Here is an 18,819-nt window from a genome sequence, read left to right as displayed (position 1 = left end):
AGGAGCCCCCCATGCCCAAGGAATTCGAGATCACCCGCGAGTTCGAGGTCGACGCCACGCCCGAGGAGGTGTGGGAGGCCGTGACCGCCGGCACCGGCGGCTGGCTCTGGCCGATGGAGGCACCCGAGCCCCGCGAGGGCGGCAAGGGGCCCTTCGGCTCCGAGGTGACCGTCTGGGACCCGCCGCACCGCTACACCAACCGTGTCGAGGACGTCGACGGCATCTCCGAGCAGACCCTCAACCAGCTCGACTACACCGTCGAGCCGCGCGACGAGGGCCGCCGCGCCTGGGTGCGCTATGTGCACAGCGGGATCTTCGTCGACGACTGGGACAACCAGTACGACGGCGCGAGCCGCCACACCGACTTCTATCTGCACACCCTGCGCCAGTACCTCACGGTCTTCCGGGGCCGCCCGGTCACCGCCTTCGCCACGTTCGACGGGCCCGAGGCGGCCATGGCGCCGGACGCCCTCGTCACCGTGGGCCGCGCGCTGGGCCTCGCCGACGACACGGCCGAGGGGGCCCGTGTGCGGGTCACCGGACCCGGCGGGCGGGAGATCGACGCCGTCGTCGACTACCGGAACCCCTACTTCCTGGGGCTGCGCACGGACGACGCGCTCCTGCGCTTCTTCGGCCGCAACCACTGGGGACACGTGGTCGGCATGTCCGTGCACGACTTCGCGCCGGGCGCCGCCGCCGCCGCGGACGAGGAGACGTGGAAGGGCTGGCTGAACGGCGTGTTCAGCCAGCCCTGAGCCCACCGGAGGGTTACGGACGGAACCGCAGCACCTGCGGGTCGTGGTCGCTGATCTGGTCGTTGAACTCGGCGTTGATGTGCACGCTGTCGTACTCGAAGTCGCAGCCGCGCCGGATCGAGGGGCTGACCAGGATCTGGTCCAGCGTCTGGGCGTTGCCCTGGTAGACGTACGAGTAACGCTCGCTCTTGGGCAGCGACTTGATCGCCGACCACAGTTCGCCGTCGCCCTCGAGGATCTTCGCGGTGCCGGAGAACTCGAAGTCGTTGATGTCGCCGAGGGCGATCACGGCCGCGTTCTTCTGCGTGCGCAGCACGTCCTTCACGAAGCCGTGGATCGCCGTCGCCTGGGCGTGGCGCTGGACCTCGGAGCTGCGGGCCGGCGGCTGGTACCGCGAGGTCAGACCCTGGTCACCGCCCTTGGAGTTGAGGTGGTTGGCGATCACGAAGACGGTCTTGCCCCGGAAGACGAACTCACCGGCCAGCGGCTTGCGGCTGTTGGCGAAGGCCGCGTTCGCCGGGTCGATCCGGCCGGGGGAGACCGTCAGGGCGGCCTTCCCGCGCACCTTCGTGACGCCGACGGGCGTGGTCGCGTCGCCGCCCGCGCGGTCGGTGAAGGAGACCCGCTCCGGGTTGAACAGGAACGCCTGGCGGATGTTGCCGCCCGGCTCGCCGCCGTCGGCGCCGTCCACCGGGTCGATCGAACGCCAGTCGTAGCGGGGGCCGCCCGCGGCGACGATCGCGTCGGCCAGCTTCGCCAGCGTCTGCTCGGCGGAGACCGTCCCGTCGTTCGTCGCGCCGTTGTCGTCCTGGATCTCCTCCAGCGACACGATGTCGGGCGAGCGCAGGTTGTTCACGATCGCGGAGGCGTGCGCGGTGAACGTGGAGTCGGACGGGTCGAGGTTCTCCACGTTGTACGTGGCGACCGCGAGCTCGGTGCGCGCCTGCCGGCGCGTGCTCTCCTTGGCGGTGCCGCCGCTCTTGAGGGTGCCGAGCGTGTTGGCGACGAGGGTGTAGCCGCCGTACTGGTTGTAGTCCAGCGGGCCGGACGTCGTGCCCTTGAGGACGTCACCGACGTTCGCGACGGGGAAGTCGGCGGTCGCGCCCAGGGACTGGATCTGCAGCCGGCCGGTGTTCTGCGCGTCGTAGGAGCCGTAGACCGTGGCGCCGCGGCGCGAGGCGTTCTCCTTCGGCTTCACCGTCACCCACAGCTCGGTGTACGGGTCGGTGGCGCCGACCACGCGGGTGTCGGCGACCTGGACGTTCTCGCCCTCCAGGGACTCGTAGAAGTCCAGGGCGTACGTGGCGGGCTTCAGGGGCAGGCCGTCGATCGAGCCGGACGCGGCGGTGTCGCCGGCCGGGCTGTAGGCGGCCGGCACGGACTTCGCGTCGATGACCCGGGGGGCCGGGACCGCGTTGCCGCTGGAGACGACGGTCACGGTGGGACGCGTGATCTCGGTGACCGACTGGTTGCCGGAGGAGGCGCCGCCGGGGACGAACTCGCTGACGGTGCCCGCGACCAGGACCGCGTCGCCGACGGCGACCTTCGGGGCGGAGCTGGTGAAGACGAACACGCCCTCACTGGTGGCCGGGTCGGCGTCCGGATGCGGGTCCTGCATCCAGAAGCCCTTGGAGGAGCCGTAGCCGCGTACGCCGGTGACGATTCCGGCCACATCGGCGACCTGCTTGCCGGCGTACGGCGATATGCGGGTGGAGCCCTGGATGTCGTGGATGGCGACGGTGTCCGCGTGCGCGGGCGCGGTGAGGGCGACGGTGGAGGCCGCGGAACAGACGGCGGCGACGGTGAGCGCGGCGAGGCGCGCGGACTTCTTGCTCGGCAAGGGATCCCTCCGGGGACGTGCGTGGGCGCCGGGACGAGGGTGGTGCTGGCAACGCGTGGGGCGCGGCCGGCGGTGCGGCGACGCGCGTAGAAATCCAGTGAACAGATGTCCGCCAAGTTTCTACGCGCGTAATCTCATTGCTGGTCATGTCACTTGTCAAGGTTTCGGCCATGTACGGGGCCTGGCCCGGAGATGAACCGGGCGGCATGGGTGGAAATCCGTCTAGGCTGAGCGGCTGAAGCCGTGACGGGTACGGCCGCGCACGTCCTAGGAGAACCAGCCGATGTCAGACAGCTCCTCCCTGCCGCCGGTACGGCTGCACCCCGAAGCGGAGCTGGCGCGGGACGCGCTGTCCACGCCGTTGCTCTCCCGCGCCGCCCGGCTGGCCCGCTGGGCCGGCCCCGACACCCGGGTCGACGCGGGCGGCGGCCTCGTCGACGAGCAACTTCCCGCCGCCGCCGAGGTGCTCGGCCTGAGCGGCGACGACGCCGCCGCCCACGCGAGCGAGGCGTGGCGGGTGGCCGTCGACACCGGACTGGTCGACGTCGTCGACGAGGAGGCCGGCACGGTCGCCGCCGGCGCCGACCTGGACCTGCTGACCCGCGGCACCCCGCAGGACGTCCTCGCGGTGTGGCTCGCCGCGCTGGAGACGGCCCTCGCCGACGCGAGCGTGCCCGACCTGGACGACCTGGTCGACGCCATGGACGCCGGCGGCGAGATCGACCTGTCCTCCCTCGACTGGGACCCGGAGGCCGAGGCGGAGTTCCTCGACGGGGTCCTCGGCAACCTGTACCTGCTCACCGTCAGCGAGGACGGCCCCCAGGGCGGCCCCGTGCCGCTGCCGGCGCTCGCCGCGTCCGTGATCGTCCCCAGCGACATGAGCGAACCCACCAACGATGTGCTGGAGCAGGTGTCCGACGCGATGATGCGCCTGGACGACCAGTTCCGGCTGCTGGAGCCCGCCGGGCTCGTCGCCTACCAGCCGGTCGACGAGGCGCTGCTCGCGGACGCCGACAGCGCCGAGGAACCGGCCGCCGGCGTCGACGACACCGACGTCTCGCGCTACGGCATGGTCCGGCTCACCCCGCTCGGGCTGTACGGGCTGCGCGCGCGGTTCCTGGAGGCCGGCTTCGACGCGCCCGCCGTCGGGGACCTCGCCGACAAGGGCGCCGAGGCGCTCCTCGACGGCACCGCCGGCTACCCGCAGACCGCCGCGCGCGCCGAGACCGAGCAGTGGCTGGTCCGCCGTGAACCGCTCGCCGCGGCCCGGGAGTTGCTGTCCGCCGCCAAGGGCCTCGACGAGGGCGCGCCGCTGCGCCGGCTGCGCTGCCAGCAGGCGCTGTCCCTGGTGGGCGCCGAGGCGGAGCCCGCGCTGCGGGAGGTGCTCGACGACGCCGAACTGGGTGGGCTGGCCCGGGTGTGGCTGTCCGAGGCGGGCTTCACCGACGTCCCGCCGCCCCCGCAGGAGCTGGTGTTCTGGCTGACCATCGACACCCTCGCCGCGCAACTGGCCGCCGAGGGGAACTCGGAGGAACTGCGGGCGCTGGTGGAGGGCCTGGCCGCCCAGCACAGCGGGTTCTTCGACAAGGTGTGGCGGGTCGGGCACCCGGCCACGGCGGACGTGCTGGAGGCCATGGGCCGGCTGCACCCGGACAAGAAGGTGGCCAAAGAGGCCCGTAAGGCGGCCTTCAAGGCGCGTTCCCAACACGGCGGCTGACCGCCGGAATTAATTCGCTCGCCCCTTCCCGCGATCACTCCCTACAGTGATGAACGTCCAGGTGCGAAGGCAGGACCTACTTCCACTGATAATGGGGCGGTCGCGGGTTCGAGTCCCGCCGCCGGCACTACGCGCCGGTGTAGCTCAGGGGTGAGAGCACCTTGTCGGTTCCGCCGACTTCGATCTCTGGACACCACAACTTCACGCACCTCCCGGTGCGCGGGCCACGGTTACTTCTTCTCGAAAAAGAATCCCGACCGTGGCCGACTTGATCTCGGGAGGCGCAGCTCATGGTGGGTGCCCGGTGCGAAGGCGGCGGATACTTCGGGGAACTGGTGGGGGACTGCCCCCGTGCGGGTTCGAATCCCGTCATCGGCTCAGGGCCGGTGTGGCGGAACGGAAGACGCGCCAGTTGATAAGGACCGCAGCCGATTCAGTCCTCGGGCACCCTCCTTCTGCCGCGCCTTTCTTCACGAAGGCAGCAGAGAAAGAGGGGGAATTCCATCATGGCGCGATTCAACACCCGTACGGCCACGGCGCAGCCCACCTCGCGCGTGACGTCGACCGGCCGCGTGCTGCGCACCTACGAGGGCGGCCGCGGACACGAGCGTGACGCCCGCTCCGAGCTGTTCCTGCTCGCCGTCGGCAACTTCGTCTCGCAGCGCGCCTTCTACGAGAGCGGCGCCGACCGCGACGACCGGTTCGCCGCGCTCGTGCGCGAACTCGCCGTCAGCGACCCGGAGTGGACGGCCGGCCTGCTCGGCTGGCTGCGCGCCGAGGGCAACCTCCGTACGGCCGCCCTCGTGGGCGCCGCCGAGTACGTGAAGGCGCGGCTCGACGCGGGCGCCGCCGACGGCCCGTCGAACCGGCGGGTCGTCGACTCGGTGCTGCGCCGCCCCGACGAGCCCGGCGAGCTGCTCGCCTACTGGACGTCGATGTACGGCCGGAGCGTGCCGAAGCCCGTCAAGCGCGGCATCGCCGACGCCGTACGCCGTCTGTACAGCGGGAAGTCGCTGCTCAAGTACGACACGGCGTCCAAGGGCTACCGCTTCGGCGACGTCCTCAACCTGACGCACGCGGCGCCCGACCCGGCGAAGCCGTGGCAGGGCGAGCTGTTCCGGTACGCGCTCGACCGCCGGCACCACCCGGAGACGGCCGAGCCGCCCGCGTCGGCCCCCGTGCTCACCGCGCACCGCGCGCTCATGGCGGTACCGGTCGGGGAGCGGCGCGCGGTCCTCACCTCCGAGGGCGGCGCCGAGCGGCTGGCGGCGGCCGGGATGACCTGGGAGGCGCTGGCGGGCTGGCTCCAGGGCCCCATGGACAAGGCGGCCTGGGAGGCCGTGATCCCGTCCATGGGCCTGATGGCCCTCGTGCGCAACCTGCGCAACTTCGACGAGGCCGGGGTCAGCGACGAGGTGGCGGCCCGGGTCGCCGCCCGGATCAGCGACCCGGCGGAGGTCGCGCGGTCACGGCAGTTCCCGTTCCGGTACCTCGCCGCGTACCGGCACGCGCCCTCCCTGCGCTGGGCCTACCCGCTGGAGCAGGCGCTCGGCCACTCGCTGGCCAACGTGCCCGCCCTGCCGGGCCGGACGCTGATCCTCGTCGACCGCTCGGGCTCGATGTTCTGGTCCCGGCTGTCGGACCGCTCCGAGCTGAACCGGGCCGACGCGGCGGCGATCTTCGGTACGGCGCTGGCCCTGCGCGCCCGGAAGGCCGACCTCGTGGAGTTCGGTTCCACCAGCGCGCCGGTGCCCTTCCGCACGGGCGAGTCGGTGCTGAAGATCCTCGGCCGCTTCGGCGACCTGGGCGGCACCGACACCACGGCCGCCGTCCGCACCCACTACCGCGGGCACGACCGGGTGCTGATCGTCACCGACGAGCAGTACGCGCCCAGCCGGCACGGCGGTCCGACCGAGCAGATCCCCGCCGACGTGCCCGTCTACACGTGGAACCTCGCCGGCTACCGGGCGGGCCACGGCCCGTCGGGCACGGGGAACCGGCATACGTTCGGCGGTCTGTCGGACGCCGCGTTCCGGATGGTGCCGCTGCTGGAGAGCGCCCGGAACGCGGACTGGCCCTGGGCGGCGTGAGCACCGAGGTCTCGGCCCGCACTCCCGATGGGGTGCGGGCCGCACTCTTGTCCGGGCGGGGAATTGACATCTAACATTTCAGTTCATGGAGGCCATACGGCCCGTCGGCCGGTCCCTGCTGCGGGACCGGGCGTACGAGGCGATCCGGGACGCCATCGTGGCCGGGGAGATCGAGCCCGGCGCGGTGGTGCGCGACGCCGACCTCGCCGAGCGGCTCGGGCTGTCCCGGGCGCCGGTGCGCGAGGCGTTCTCCCGGCTCGTGGACGAGGGGCTGCTGGAGAGCAAGCCGCAGAGCTACACCCGGGTCACCCCGCTCGTGGCCTCCGACGTCCGGGACGCCGCCGCCGTCGTCGGCGCGATGCACGAACTGGTCACGCGGGTCGCCGTGCCCCGGCTGACCGGCGCGGACGTGGACGCCATGCGCGCCGCCAACGCCCGGTTCGCCGCCGCCGTCGCGGACGGCGAGGTGGACCGCGCCCTGCGGGCCGACGACGCCCTGCACGACGTCCTGGTCCGGGTGAGCGGCAACCGCGCGGCCGCGGCGACCGTCGCCCGCTACACCCCGCTCATCCGGCGCCTGGAGCGACGGCGGTTCGGGGAGGGCGGCACCTGCCGCTCGGCCGGGCTGCACGACCGGCTGATCGAGGCGTGTGCGGCGGGTGACGTGGACACCGCCGTCCGCGTCACCGCGGAGATCTGGCGCACCCTCGCCGACCTGGCGGACCAGGCCGACCCGGCAGACCCGCAGACCCCGGCCGGTCGCGGCTCCGGCTGACACCGAGGACGACCGACCCCCTTCCCCTGGAGGCGCCCCATGTCCCCGTCCCTCTCCTCCTACGAGCGCTACCCCCTCCTCTTCGGCCCGTCCCCCGTGCATCCGCTGGAGCGGCTGACCGCCCACCTCGGCGGCGCCTCGCTGTGGGCCAAGCGCGAGGACTGCAACTCGGGGATCGCCTACGGCGGCAACAAGACCCGCAAGCTGGAGTACCTGGTCGCCGACGCGCTCGCCCAGGGCTGCGACACGCTGGTCTCGATCGGCGGCGTGCAGTCCAACCACACCCGGCAGGTCGCGGCCGTCGCCGCCCGCGCCGGGCTCACGTGCGTGCTGGTGCAGGAGAGCTGGGTCGACTGGCCCGACGCCGTCTACGACAAGGTCGGCAACATCCTCCTCAGCCGGCTCGCCGGAGCCGACGTACGCCTCGTGCGCGCCGGGTTCGGCATCGGCTTCAAGGAGAGCTGGGAGCAGGCCCTGCGGGAGGTCGAGGAGTCCGGCGGCAGGCCCTACGCCATCCCGGCCGGCGCCTCCGACCATCCGCTCGGCGGGCTGGGCTTCGCCGGGTGGGCGTACGAGGTCGCCGAGCAGGAGCGGGCGGCGGGCGTCTTCTTCGACACGGTCGTCGTCTGCTCGGTGACCGGGTCCACGCAGGCCGGGATGGTCGCCGGGTTCGCGGCGCTGGAGGAGGCGGGTGGCCGGCCGCGCCGGGTCATCGGCATCGACGCCTCCGCGAAGCCCGCCGAGACCCGTGCGCAGATCGCCCGGATCGCGGACCGCACCGGGCGGCTCATCGGCGTCGGACGGGAACTCACCGAGGCGGACGTCGAGTTGGACGAGCGGTACCACGCGGGCACGTACGGGGTACCGGACGACACCACCCTGGACGCGATGCGGCTGGCCGCGCGCACCGAGGGCATGGTCACCGACCCCGTCTACGAGGGGAAGTCGATGGCGGGCATGATCGACCTGGTCCGGCGCGGGGAGATCGGCCCGGACTCCACGGTCCTGTACGCCCACCTGGGCGGGCAGCCGGCGCTGAACGCGTACAGCGCGCTGTTCTGAGCGCGCTGCAGCAGAGGGGCCGCTGTGGGTGGGGCGCTCCCGGACGCGGGGAGCGCCCCACCGGCCTGCCTCCCGCTACAGCGCCTGCGCGGCGGGCTTGACCATGCCGCGGACCGTGCGGGACTTCACGAAGTCGCCCATGGCCGTCATCTCCCACTCGCCGGAGAACTGACGGATGAGCTTGGCCATCATCACGCCGGTCTGCGGCTCGGCGCCGGTGAGGTCGAAGCGGACCAGCTCCTCTCCGGTCAGGGCGTCGATCAGCCGGCAGTACGCCTTGGCGACCTCGGTGAACTTCTGGCCGGAGAACGAGTTGACCGTGAAGACCAGACCGGTGACGTCCATGGGGATGCGCCCCAGGTCGACGGTGATGGTCTCGTCGTCCCCGGCGCCCTCGCCCGTGAGGTTGTCACCGGAGTGACGGATGGCGCCGTTCACGATCTGCAGCTTGCCGAAGTAGCAGCTGTCGACGTGGTTGCGCTGGGGGCCGTAGGCGATCACGGAGGCGTCGAGGTCGATGTCCTTGCCGCGGTACGCCGGCTCCCAGCCGAGGCCCATCTTGACCTGGCTGAGGAGGGGCTGGCCGCCCTTCATCAGGGAGACGGTCTGGTTCTTCTGGAGGCTGACGCGGCCCTTGTCGAGGTTGATCTTCCCGGTGCCGGGCGCGGGCGGGGCGGGCGGCGCCGGGGGGACCGGGGGAGCGGCCGGGGCGGTCAGGGGCGGGGCCGGCGGGGCGGGCGGGGTCACGGGCTGCGGCGGGGTGACGGGGGTCGCGGGGGCGGCGGCCGGGGCCGGCTCCTCCACGGTGACGCCGAAGTCGGTGGCGATGCCCGCCAGGCCGTTCGCGTAGCCCTGGCCGACCGCGCGGGCCTTCCACTGCCCGTTGCGCAGGTAGATCTCCATGACCACCAGCGCGGTCTCGTCGCCGAGCTGAGGGGGAGTGAAGGTGGCGAGGACGGCCTGGTCGTCGGCGCCGCGGAGGGTGGCCGTGGGCTCGATGCCCCGGAAGGTCTGGCCGGCCGCGTCCGGGCTGGCCGTGACGACGATCTTCTCGATGCCGGGAGGTACGGCCGAGGTGTCGACCGTGATCGAGTCCGGGGCCGTGCCGCCGCCGGAGCGGTAGGTCACGCCGGGGCCGGCCGGCTGGTTGTAGAAGATGAAGTCGTCGTCGGAGCGCACCTTGCCGTCGGCGGTGAGCAGCAGGCCCGATACGTCGAGCCGCACCGGGGCGGCGACGTCCACCGTCACGCGCGCGGTGGGGAGAGGGATGTTCGAGCCGGGGGTCATAGCTGTCATGCCGGGTCAACGAGCGAGGCTCTTTTACCGTTCCCTTACCCAGGGCCGAACGGTGGGCTCCGCCGGCTTTCCTCGCCCCCGCCGCCCCTGACCTTCCCGTCCCCGGGGGCTGCCGCCCCCCCCGGACCCCCGCGTCGGTCCTGGACGGGCCTCGTCCTCAAACGCCGGACAGGCTGGTGGCGAGCGGCGGCGGTACGGGGGTCAGTGCTGGTTGCGGGGGTGGGATCGCGCGGTGCGCTCGTTGCCGTGGCGGTAGTTGCCGGTCCAGCGGGCCATGACGAGTTGTGGGTCGGAGGTGGTGACCTCGCCGAGGAAGCGGGCGGCGCGGTCGCCCCGCAGGATGGTGGCGCGGCGGCCGTGGTGGGTGATGTGGACGGTTCCGTCGGGGTGGGCGTCGTACGCGAAGCCGCTCGGTCTGGCCATGCCGGGATGGTACGGGAGCGGGGGCGCGGGCTCCTAAGGGTTTTCGCCCTCGTCCGCGCACGCCGGACGGCTGGAATCAGCGCGTCCGGCGTGCGACGAGCTGCTACGGCACCACCACGATCTTGCGGCCCACTCCCGACGCGAACTGGTCCAGGGCCTGGGGGTACCGGTCCAGCGGGAGGCGGTCGCTGATGAAGACGTCCGGGTCGAGGACACCGTTGGCGAAGAGTTCCGCCGCGCGTTCGTAGCTGTGCAGGACCGCCATGGAGCCCGTGATGGTGATCTCCTGGTTGTAGATCCGGTACGGGTCGATCTCCACCCGGGTCGCGTAGTCGGCGACCCCGAACTGGAGGAACGTGCCCGCCTTGGCGACGCGGCCGAGGCCGTCCTGGATCGCCGCCGCGTTGCCCGTCGCGTCGATCACCAGGTCCCAGCCCTGCGGCCGGTCAAGTTCGTCGGGGGTGGCCGCGGACGCGGAGACGCCGAGGCGGCGGGCGGTCTCCAGGCGCGCCGGGTTGAGGTCCACCATGTCGACGCTCGCCGCACCGGTCCGCTTGGCCAGCTCCAGCATCATCAGGCCCATCGTGCCGGAGCCGTAGATCAGGACGTGGGCGCCGAGGCGGGACTGGAGGACGTCGTAGCCGCGTACCGCGCAGGACAGCGGCTCGATGAGGGCCGCGTCCTGGGTGCGGACGTGTTCGGGGAGCTTCACGCAGTTCGCCACCGGGGCGACCGCGTACTGTGCGGCGCCGCCCGCCGTGGTGACGCCGATCGCCGCCCACCGCTCGCACAGGTTGTTGTGCCCGGTGCGGCAGTAGCGGCACTCGTGGCAGTACAGGGACGGGTCGACGGCCACCCGGTCGCCCACGGACAGCTCCGTGACCCCGGTGCCGACGCCGACGACCTCGCCCGCGAACTCGTGCCCCGGCACGATCGGCAGCTTCGGCGCGAACTCGCCCTGGAGGATGTGCAGATCGGTGCCGCACAGGCCGCACGCGGCGACCTCGACGACGACCTCGCGCGGGCCGGGCGTCGGGTCGGGGACCTCGGCGACGACGGCCTTGCCCACGGACTCGATGACGGCGGCCTTCATTTCACGGCTCCCAACGACAGGCCCTGGACCAGCTTGTCCTGGGCGGCGAACCCCGCGGCGAGCACCGGCAGGGAGATGACGAGCGACGCGGCGCACACCTTGGCCAGGAACAGGCCCTGGCTGGTGATGAAGCCGGTCAGGAACACGGGCGCGGTCTCGGCGACGACGCCGGTCAGCACCCGGGCGAAGAGCAGTTCGTTCCAGCTGAAGATGAAGCAGATCAGAGCCGTCGCGGCGATGCCCGGCAGGGCGATCGGGGCCACCACGCGGGTGAGGACCGTCGGCAGCTGCGCCCCGTCCACCCGGGCCGCCTCGATCACGGCGACGGGGATCTCGGCGAGGAAGGACTGCATCATCCACACCGCGATCGGCAGGTTCATGGAGGTGTAGAGGACGACCAGCAGCCAGATGTTGTCGAGCATGCCGGTGTTCTTCGCGAACAGGTACAGCGGCAGCAGGCCCGCCACGGCCGGCAGCATCTTCGTCGACAGGAAGAAGAACAGGACGTCCGTCCACTTCCTCACCCGGCGGATCGACAGGGCGTAGGCCGCCGGGAGGGCCAGGACCAGGACGAACAGGGTGGAGACGAGTGACGCCACCGCCGAGTTGATCAGTGCCGGCCAGGGGCTCGCACCGCCGCCCGCGCCGAAGAACTCCCGGTAGCCGTCCAGCGTCAGCGACGCGGCGAAGGACGGCGGGTTGGTCGCCGCGTCCTGCTCGGAGTGGAAGGACGTCAGCGCCATCCAGGCGATGGGCAGGAAGAACACGATCCCGAGCAGCCAGGCCACCAGGCCGAGGCCCGTTCCCTTGCGGCGGCTGGGACGTCGTACGGCCACGGCGCTCATGCGCGCGACACCTCCTCGCGGAACAGGGACGACACCACGCGCAGCGCGAAGGTGGCGATGATGATCGAGCCGATGACCACCAGGACGCCGGCGGCCGAGGCGAGGCCGTTCTCGTGCGCCTGGTAGAAGCTCTGGTAGACGGTGTAGGGCAGGTTGGCGGTGCCCAGGCCGCCGGACGTGATCGTGAAGACCGCGTCGAAGTTCTGCACGATGTAGATTGAGCCGAGCAGGGCGCCGAGTTCGAGGTAGCGGCGCAGATGCGGCAGCGTCAGGTGGCGGAAGATCTGCCAGTCGCTCGCGCCGTCGACGCGGGCCGCCTCGATCTGCTCGTGGTCGCGGCTCTGCAGGCCGGCCAGCAGGATCAGCATCATGAACGGTGTCCACTGCCAGACCAGGGATGCCTCCACCGCGAGCAGCGGGGTGTTGGAGATCCAGTCCGGCTGTGGGCCGCCCACATAGTGCAAGAGCCCATTGAACAGACCGTATTCAGGGTTGTAGAGCACATGCTTCCAGAGCAGCGCGGCGGCGACGGGCACGACCAGGAACGGGGCGATCAGCAGGGTGCGGACCACTCCGCGGCCCTTGAAGCGGCGGTCGAGCAGCAGGGCGAGCGCGAGGCCGAGGACGAGGCTGGCCAGCACGACCGCGACCGTCAGCAGCACGGTCGTCCACACCGAGTGGCGCAGGTCGGCGTCGGTGAGGACCTCCTGGTAGTTCTCCAGTCCGGCGAAGTGCCGGGCGTCCGGGTAGAGGGAGTTCCAGTCGAAGAACGAGATGACCAGCGTCGCCACGAACGGCAGCTGGGTCACCACGATCATGAAGATCAGCGCGGGCAGCAGCGGGGCCCTGGTCGCCCAGTTGCGCAGCCGCGCGGAGGGCGGACGGGTGGTGCGTACGGATGGCGTGGCCACGGGGGCCGTGGTGGTCGCTGTCATCGCCCCTCGTACTCCTCGGAGATCTTCTCGGCGAGCTGCTGGGACTTCCTCAGGGCCGACTCGACGGACTGGCGTCCGGCGATGGCCGCGCTGATCTCCTGGGAGACCTTGGTGCCGAGGTCGGTGAACTCGGGGATGCCGACGAACTGGATGCCGGGCGCGGGCCGCGGCTGCACCCCCGGGTTCTTCGGCCGGGCGCCCTCGATGGACTCCTTCGTCATCTCCTGGAAGGCGGCCGCCTCCGCGCGGTAGTCCGGGTTGGCGTAGGTGGAGGCGCGCTTGCCGGCCGGGATGTTGGACCAGCCGAACTCGTCGCCGACGAGCTGCTCGTAGCGCTTGCCCGACGCCCAGGAGACGAACTTCCAGGCCTTGTCGGGGTTGCGGGAGGCGTCCTGGATGCCCCACGCCCAGGTGTAGAGCCAGCCGGCGGACTCGGTCTTCTCGACGGGCGCCGGGGCGTAGCCGACCTTCCCCTTGACCGGGGACTTGGCCGCCTCCAGGGAACCGGCCGCCGAGGTGGCGTCGTACCACATGGCGACCTTGCCCTGGGTCATGTTGTTCAGGCACTCGGCGAAGCCGGACTGGGCGGCGCCGGACTCGCCGTGCTCACGCACCAGGTCGACATAGAACTTCGTCGCCTTCTTCCACTCGGGGGAGTCCAGCCGCGCCTTCCAGTCCTTGTCGAACCAGGTGCCGCCGAAGGTGTTGACGACGGTCGTCAGCGGGGCCATGACCTCACCCCAGCCCGGCAGTCCGCGCAGGCAGATGCCCTTCATGCCCGGCTCGGCGCCGTCCGTCTTCTCCGCGAACTCGGCCACCTGCCGCCAGGTGGGATGCTTCGGCATCGTCAGGCCGGCCTTCTCGAAGACGTCCTTGCGGTACATCAGGAAGGACGACTCGCCGTAGAAGGGCTGGCCGTAGAGTTTGCCGTCGTCGCCGGTGAGGGACTCGCGCATCGGCTTGAGGACGTCCTGCTCGTCGTAGCCGGGGTCGCCGGCGACGTAGGAGTCCATCTCCTTCAGCCAGCCGTTGCGGGCGTAGATGGGTATCTCGTAGTTGGAGAGCGTGGCGACGTCGTACTGACCGGCCTGGTTGGCGAAGTCCTGGCTGATCTTGTCGCGGACGTCGTTCTCGGGGAGCACGGTGAAGTTGACCTTGATGCCGGTCTCCCGGGTGAAGCGCGGCGCGAGCTTCTGCAGCTCGGTCATCTGGGGGTTGTTGACCATCAGGACGTTGATGGCGTCGCCCCCGGAGCCGGCCCCGCCCGCTCCGGTCCAGCAGCCGGAGAGCAGCGGGGCGAGCAGCGTCCCTGCGGCGGCCGCGGCGAGCGTGGCTCGCGGTGGCCGTCGTCGGCTCTGGGTTCGCATGGATCGCTCCTGGACGTGAGGACGTATGGGGAGATAGGGGTGATATGGGGCGGCCGCAGGTGCGGCGGCGCCCCGTGGGGAGTGGGGAGTCGTGCGTCAGACGCGGATGACCTGCGGCCCCATGAGCGCGTAGCGGTGGGCCTCGGTGGACGGGAGCAGGGTGCTCGTGACGATCGTCTCCAGTGCGCCGATGTCCGCGAACCGGCAGAAGCTGACCGCCCCGAACTTGGTGTGCACGCCCGCGAAGACCGTGCGGCGCGCGGCGCGGATGGCCTGTGCCTTGACCTCGCTGACCGCCGGGTCGGGCGTGGTGAGGCCGTGTTCGCGGGAGATGCCGTTGGCGCCGATGTACGCCAGGTCGATGACGAAGCCGGCCAGCATCTTGGTGGTCCAGTGGTCGACCGTGGCGAGGGTGCCGGACCGGACCCGCCCGCCGAGCAGGAGCACGGAGACGTGCTCGGCCCCGGCGAGGGACCCGGCGACCGGCAGGGACGCGGTGACCACGGTGAGCGGCCGGTCGGCGGGCAGGGCCTCGGCGATGAGCTGCGGAGTGAAGCCCTCGTCGACGAAGACCGTCTCGGCGTCCCCGAGCAGCTCGGCCGCGGCGACCGCGATCCGGCGCTTCTCGGGGACATGGCTGGTGGCGCGGAAGGCGAGCGTCGTCTCGAAGCCGGCGCTCTCCACGGGGTAGGCGCCGCCATGGGTGCGACGGAGCAGCCCGTGGTCCTCCAGGATCCGCAGGTCCCGGCGTACGGTCTCCTTGGCCACGCCCAGCTCGGCGGCGAGCGCGGTGACGTCCACGGAGCCGTCGCGCCGTGCGGCCAGCACGATCTCGCGCTGGCGGTCCTCGGCCGTTCTCGTGCTCATGCCGACCCTTGCCCTTCGCCGCTGACTGTCCCGATCGTTCGCCTCCGGAGGAGTCCGGCCGGTGCCCGTTCGGGCCCGGTGGCGTCCCTGGGGGAAAGTTCTACAGCGGGTGTACGGGCCTGACCAGCTCTGTTGCGCGCCCGATGCTGCCCGTATGTGCCCGTTCACGGTGTGGTGTGCCCGTCTCGGACCTGCGCGGACGCGGGAGGCGGCGTGGGATCGGGCGCGGCCGGTGCCCGAACGCGGCGGCGGGCGGGCCCGTTCGGTGCCCGCCCGCCGTTTTCCGGCCACGCTTTCCGGTCAGTACGGCCAGATCGGCGGGTCGCTCACGAAGTGGCCGCCCAGGTAGGCGTGCGCGATGTTCCCCGGGTCGAGCTCGCCCTGCTCGGCGATCAGCTTCTCCGCGTACGGCTCGGAGTCGTCCCGCGGCTCGTAGCCGAGGGCGCGGGCGCCGGTGAGGTCCCACCACAGGCGGGTGTTGGCGGAGGAGCCGTGGACGACGGTGTGCCCGACGTCCGGCGCGGTCAGGGCCGCGTGGAAGAGCCGCGCCCCGTCGGCGGGGCTCATCCAGACCGACAGCATGCGCACGCTGGTGGGCTCGGGGAAGCAGGAGCCGATGCGCACGGACACCGTCTCCAGGCCGTACTTGTCCCAGTAGAGCTGGGCCAGGTCCTCGCCGAAGCACTTGGACAGGCCGTAGAAGGTGTCCGGGCGGCGCGGGGTGTCGACGGGGATCAGGGGGTCGTCGCCCTGCGGGCGGGGGGTGAAGCCGACGGCGTGGTTGGAGGAGGCGAAGACGATCCGTGCGACGCCCTCCTCGCGGGCGGCCTCGTACAGGTGGTAGGTGCCCTCGATGTTCGCCCGCAGGATCTTCTCGAACGGGGCCTCCAGGGAGATCCCGGCGAGGTGGATGATCGCGTCGACGCCCCGTACGGCCTCGCGCAGCGCCTCCCGGTCGGCGAGGTCGGCGACGATCGCGTCCGGCTCGTCCTCGATGGGGCGCATGTCGAGCAGCCGCAGGTCGTAGCCGTACGCGGGGAGCAGCCCGCGCATCAGGGTGCCGAGGCCGCCGGCGGCGCCGGTGAGCAGAACGGTGCGGGGTGCGGGCATCCTCGGGCTCCTGGGCTCGGCGCTGCGTGGAAAGGGGGTCACGTGCGGCGGTGAAGGCCGCATGCTTGGACCATATTCACATGCGTGGACACGCTAAGGAGCCGTCGGCGACCGCGTCAAGTCTCCCGTGAAGAGGGCGGATTCGCCGCCGGTCGGCCCGGATGTGCGCTTGACCGGCCTCGATGGCGCTCCTTAGGCTGACGTCGTTCAAGAATATGGACGTGGATCAGAAACGTGAGCGCCTGTTCTAGGGAGAGCCCGTGACGCCAGCCCCTCTCGCCGCACGCCTGAGCCTTCCCGGCGGGCCGCTGTTCTTCCCCGTCACCGCCTACGGACCCGACGGCCCGGTCGACCTCGACACCTACCGCACCCATGTCCGGGCCGGTGTCGACGCCGGGGCGGCGGCCGTCTTCGCCTGCTGCGGGACCGGGGAGTTCCACGCCCTCACCCCCGAGGAGTTCCAGGCGTGCGTGCGGGCCGCCGTCGAGGCCGCCGAGGGGCGCGTGCCGGTCGTCGCCGGGACCGGCTACGGCACCGCCCTCGCCGTGCGCCACGCGGCCCTCGCCGAGGAGGCGGGCGCCGACGGGCTGCTCGCGATGCCGCCGTACCTCGTCGTCGCCGGACAGGAGGGGCTGCTGCGGCACTACCGCACGCTCGCCGCCGCGACCCCGCTCCCCGTCATCGTGTACCAGCGCGACAACGCCGTGTTCACCCCGGACACCGTCGTCGAACTCGCCCGCACGGACGGGATCATCGGCCTCAAGGACGGCCTCGGCGACCTCGACCTCATGCAGCGGATCGTCAGCGCCGTCCGCTCCGAGGCGCCCGGCGACTTCCTCTACTTCAACGGCCTGCCGACCGCCGAGCAGACCCAGCTCGCCTACCGCGCCCTCGGCGTCACCCTGTACTCCTCCGCCGTGTTCTGCTTCGCCCCCGAGATCGCCCTCGCCTTCTACCAGGCCCTGCACGACGGCGACGACGACACGGTGGGCCGGCTCCTCGACGGCTTCTACCGCCCGTTCGTCGAACTGCGCGCCCAGGGCGCGGGGTACGCCGTCGCCCTCGTCAAGGCCGGCGTACGGCTGCGCGGCCTGGACGTGGGCGAGGTGCGGCCCCCGCTGCACGAGCCGGCCGAGGACCACGTCAAACAGCTCGCGCAGCTGATCGAGCGCGGCCACACCCTGCTGGACGCGGACCCGGAGGACGCCCGGTGAAGGCGTCGGCGTTCGTCTACCCCTGGGACGTCGTCGGGGATCCGGAGGCGGCCGGCCGGATCGCCGGGCTCGGGGTGCGGCAGGCGACCCTCGCCTCGGCCTACCACTCCACCCGCGCCCTCACCCCCCGCCACCCCCGCCACCGCGTCGTCACGGCGGACCACGCGGCCGTGCTCTACCCGCCCGGCGCCCACTGGCAGGGCCGGGACCTGCGCCCCTACCCGGCGGGCGACTGGGCGCCCGGCGACGCCTTCGGTGAGGCCGCCGCCGCGCTCACGGACGCCGGTCTGGAGGTGCACACCTGGGTGGTGCTCGCGCACAACTCCCGGCTGGGCACCGAGCATCCGGCCACCTCCGTCGTCAACGCCTACGGCGACCGCTACCCGTGGGCGCCGTGCGTCGCCCAGCCCGCCACGCGCGCGTACCTCGTCGACCTCGCCGCCGAGGCCGCCGTACGCCCCGGCGCGCGCGGCACCGAACTGGAGTCGCTCGGCTGGTACGGCCTCCAGCATCTGCACGCCCACGACAAGACCGCCGGGGTCGCGCTCGGGGACGCCGGGCAGTACCTGATGTCCCTGTGCTTCTGCCCGGACTGCGCGCGGGGGTACGAGGCGCGGGGCGTCGACGCGGACGTACTGGCCGCCGCCGTCCGCGCCGCGCTCGAACCGCTGTGGCGCGGCACGGCCGCCGACGAGGGCTGGGCCGGCGTCGAGAAGCTGCTCGGCGAGGAGTACGCGACGGCCACGCGCGCGTGGCGCGACACGACCGCCCGCACCCTCCAGGAGGCCGCGGTCGCGGCGGTCCGCCGGGCCGCCCCCGAAGGGTTCCAGGTGCTGCTGCACGCCGACCCGGTCACCCACCACTGCGGCGCCAACGTCGGTGTGGACCCCGCGCACATCCTCTCCGTCGCGGACGGTGTGGTGGTGCCCTGCGCGGGCGGCCCCCGACTGCTCACCCCGTTCGCCGAACAGGGCCGCGCGGGCGCGGTGCTCGCCGCCAACCTCCCGGTGGTCTCCGGGATGGGCGGCAGCCCCGGCACGCTCGCCGCCGACGCGGCCCGCGCACGGGACCGGGGCGCCACCGAACTGCGGCTGTATCACGCCGGGTTGGCGTCGGACGACGACCTGTCGGCCGTGCGGGAAGGGCTCGCCGCGCTCTGACGCAGGAGTACCGCGCTCGCCGCCCACACCACCCCCAGGGCGGCGAGCAGCACGGTCACGTCCACCACGTCGACCAGCACGGCCCCTGCCGCGAGACCGATCGCGTTCGGCGCCCGCCGGGACCGTACTTCAATCCAGTCGAGCCCAGCGTGCAGAGGTCAGTTGTCAGTGCCCGGCGGTACCGTGCACGCATGCCGGTCCACATAGAGAGCGTGCCCGGTCAGTGCCGGCTGACCGCGCTTCTGGTCCACTGAGCTGAGCTGTCCTACA

Annotated in this window: 16 protein-coding genes; 7 read left to right on the top strand and 9 right to left on the bottom strand. The window is 72.2% G+C overall.

Annotated elements, in window-relative coordinates; translation table 11 throughout:
• Positions 1-11 precede the first annotated feature (11 nt).
• On the top strand, positions 12-755 hold the full coding sequence (locus F8R89_RS08680) for an SRPBCC family protein (RefSeq protein WP_151783423.1): 744 nt from the start codon (positions 12-14) through the stop codon (positions 753-755).
• 13 nt (positions 756-768) lie between these two features.
• On the opposite strand, the gene F8R89_RS08675 is transcribed toward F8R89_RS08680, so the two are convergent.
• Positions 769-2,595 (bottom strand): endonuclease/exonuclease/phosphatase family protein, encoded by a 1,827-nt coding sequence (locus tag F8R89_RS08675; RefSeq protein ID WP_151783422.1) that lies wholly within the window; start codon positions 2,593-2,595, stop codon positions 769-771.
• A gap of 283 nt (positions 2,596-2,878) precedes the next feature.
• Here F8R89_RS08675 and F8R89_RS08670 point away from each other — a divergent pair, with 283 nt between their 5' ends.
• From F8R89_RS08670 to F8R89_RS08655, 4 genes are all read left to right on the top strand, one after another.
• Positions 2,879-4,312 carry a hypothetical protein gene (locus tag F8R89_RS08670; protein ID WP_151783421.1) on the top strand — a complete coding sequence of 478 codons (1,434 nt, stop codon included), beginning with the start codon at positions 2,879-2,881 and terminating at the stop codon, positions 4,310-4,312.
• Between the two features lie 506 nt (positions 4,313-4,818).
• A complete protein-coding gene (locus F8R89_RS08665) occupies positions 4,819-6,402 on the top strand; it encodes a TROVE domain-containing protein (protein ID WP_151783420.1) in 1,584 nt (527 codons plus the stop codon).
• Positions 6,403-6,487: 85 nt separating this feature from the next.
• Entirely contained in the window at positions 6,488-7,177 is a 690-nt protein-coding gene (locus F8R89_RS08660; RefSeq protein WP_151783419.1) for a GntR family transcriptional regulator, read from the top strand.
• Positions 7,178-7,216: 39 nt separating this feature from the next.
• Complete coding sequence (locus F8R89_RS08655) at positions 7,217-8,239, top strand: 1-aminocyclopropane-1-carboxylate deaminase (RefSeq protein WP_151783418.1); 1,023 nt, start codon at positions 7,217-7,219, stop codon at positions 8,237-8,239.
• A gap of 75 nt (positions 8,240-8,314) precedes the next feature.
• Here the strand turns inward: F8R89_RS08655 and F8R89_RS08650 are convergent, their stop codons facing one another.
• The 8 genes from F8R89_RS08650 to F8R89_RS08615 form a co-directional block, all read right to left on the bottom strand.
• Positions 8,315-9,526, bottom strand: coding sequence for a TerD family protein (locus F8R89_RS08650; protein ID WP_151788039.1), 1,212 nt, complete (start codon positions 9,524-9,526; stop codon positions 8,315-8,317).
• 210 nt (positions 9,527-9,736) lie between these two features.
• Positions 9,737-9,958 carry a hypothetical protein gene (locus F8R89_RS08645; RefSeq protein WP_151783417.1) on the bottom strand — a complete coding sequence of 74 codons (222 nt, stop codon included), beginning with the start codon at positions 9,956-9,958 and terminating at the stop codon, positions 9,737-9,739.
• A gap of 103 nt (positions 9,959-10,061) precedes the next feature.
• A complete protein-coding gene (locus F8R89_RS08640) occupies positions 10,062-11,051 on the bottom strand; it encodes a zinc-dependent alcohol dehydrogenase family protein (protein WP_151783416.1) in 990 nt (329 codons plus the stop codon).
• Positions 11,048-11,896 (bottom strand): carbohydrate ABC transporter permease, encoded by an 849-nt coding sequence (locus tag F8R89_RS08635; RefSeq protein WP_151783415.1) that lies wholly within the window; start codon positions 11,894-11,896, stop codon positions 11,048-11,050. Before F8R89_RS08635 ends, F8R89_RS08640 begins: the two co-directional genes overlap by 4 nt.
• A complete protein-coding gene (locus F8R89_RS08630; RefSeq protein ID WP_151783414.1) occupies positions 11,893-12,831 on the bottom strand; it encodes a carbohydrate ABC transporter permease in 939 nt (312 codons plus the stop codon). Before F8R89_RS08630 ends, F8R89_RS08635 begins: the two co-directional genes overlap by 4 nt.
• The gene (locus tag F8R89_RS08625) at positions 12,828-14,198 is read right to left on the bottom strand and encodes an ABC transporter substrate-binding protein (protein ID WP_151783413.1); all 1,371 of its coding nucleotides are present in this window, start codon (positions 14,196-14,198) and stop codon (positions 12,828-12,830) included. The genes F8R89_RS08630 and F8R89_RS08625 overlap by 4 nt, the downstream gene beginning before the upstream one ends.
• 96 nt (positions 14,199-14,294) lie before the next feature.
• On the bottom strand, positions 14,295-15,065 hold the full coding sequence (locus F8R89_RS08620; RefSeq protein ID WP_151783412.1) for a DeoR/GlpR family DNA-binding transcription regulator: 771 nt from the start codon (positions 15,063-15,065) through the stop codon (positions 14,295-14,297).
• Positions 15,066-15,365: 300 nt separating this feature from the next.
• Positions 15,366-16,175: an NAD-dependent epimerase/dehydratase family protein gene (locus tag F8R89_RS08615; RefSeq protein WP_151783411.1), complete on the bottom strand. Its 810-nt coding sequence runs from the start codon at positions 16,173-16,175 to the stop codon at positions 15,366-15,368.
• 260 nt (positions 16,176-16,435) lie between these two features.
• On the opposite strand from F8R89_RS08615, the gene F8R89_RS08610 reads away from it, so the two are divergent.
• Both F8R89_RS08610 and F8R89_RS08605 read left to right on the top strand, forming a co-directional pair.
• Positions 16,436-17,389 (top strand): 5-dehydro-4-deoxyglucarate dehydratase, encoded by a 954-nt coding sequence (locus F8R89_RS08610; protein ID WP_151783410.1) that lies wholly within the window; start codon positions 16,436-16,438, stop codon positions 17,387-17,389.
• Complete coding sequence (locus F8R89_RS08605) at positions 17,386-18,549, top strand: hypothetical protein (RefSeq protein WP_151783409.1); 1,164 nt, start codon at positions 17,386-17,388, stop codon at positions 18,547-18,549. Before F8R89_RS08610 ends, F8R89_RS08605 begins: the two co-directional genes overlap by 4 nt.
• The last annotated feature ends 270 nt before the right edge of the window (positions 18,550-18,819 follow it).

It is taken from the genome of Streptomyces sp. SS1-1 (genome assembly GCF_008973465.1).
GTDB lineage: Bacteria > Actinomycetota > Actinomycetes > Streptomycetales > Streptomycetaceae > Streptomyces.
Note: the sequence above shows the minus strand (reverse complement) of the source record. Positions and strands in the feature narration are given on the sequence as shown.

What these genes read in the sequence shown, in the direction of transcription:
- F8R89_RS08680 (WP_151783423.1), top strand. Translation starts at nt 12, where the DNA reads ATGCCCAAGGAATTCGAGATCACCCGCGAGTTCGAGGTCGACGCCACG.
- F8R89_RS08670 (WP_151783421.1), top strand. Translation starts at nt 2,879, where the DNA reads ATGTCAGACAGCTCCTCCCTGCCGCCGGTACGGCTGCACCCCGAAGCG.
- F8R89_RS08665 (WP_151783420.1), top strand. Translation starts at nt 4,819, where the DNA reads ATGGCGCGATTCAACACCCGTACGGCCACGGCGCAGCCCACCTCGCGC.
- F8R89_RS08660 (WP_151783419.1), top strand. Translation starts at nt 6,488, where the DNA reads ATGGAGGCCATACGGCCCGTCGGCCGGTCCCTGCTGCGGGACCGGGCG.
- F8R89_RS08655 (WP_151783418.1), top strand. Translation starts at nt 7,217, where the DNA reads ATGTCCCCGTCCCTCTCCTCCTACGAGCGCTACCCCCTCCTCTTCGGC.
- F8R89_RS08650 (WP_151788039.1), bottom strand. Translation starts at nt 9,526, where the DNA reads ATGACCCCCGGCTCGAACATCCCTCTCCCCACCGCGCGCGTGACGGTG.
- F8R89_RS08645 (WP_151783417.1), bottom strand. Translation starts at nt 9,958, where the DNA reads ATGGCCAGACCGAGCGGCTTCGCGTACGACGCCCACCCCGACGGAACC.
- F8R89_RS08640 (WP_151783416.1), bottom strand. Translation starts at nt 11,051, where the DNA reads ATGAAGGCCGCCGTCATCGAGTCCGTGGGCAAGGCCGTCGTCGCCGAG.
- F8R89_RS08635 (WP_151783415.1), bottom strand. Translation starts at nt 11,896, where the DNA reads ATGAGCGCCGTGGCCGTACGACGTCCCAGCCGCCGCAAGGGAACGGGC.
- F8R89_RS08630 (WP_151783414.1), bottom strand. Translation starts at nt 12,831, where the DNA reads ATGACAGCGACCACCACGGCCCCCGTGGCCACGCCATCCGTACGCACC.
- F8R89_RS08625 (WP_151783413.1), bottom strand. Translation starts at nt 14,198, where the DNA reads ATGCGAACCCAGAGCCGACGACGGCCACCGCGAGCCACGCTCGCCGCG.
- F8R89_RS08620 (WP_151783412.1), bottom strand. Translation starts at nt 15,065, where the DNA reads ATGAGCACGAGAACGGCCGAGGACCGCCAGCGCGAGATCGTGCTGGCC.
- F8R89_RS08615 (WP_151783411.1), bottom strand. Translation starts at nt 16,175, where the DNA reads ATGCCCGCACCCCGCACCGTTCTGCTCACCGGCGCCGCCGGCGGCCTC.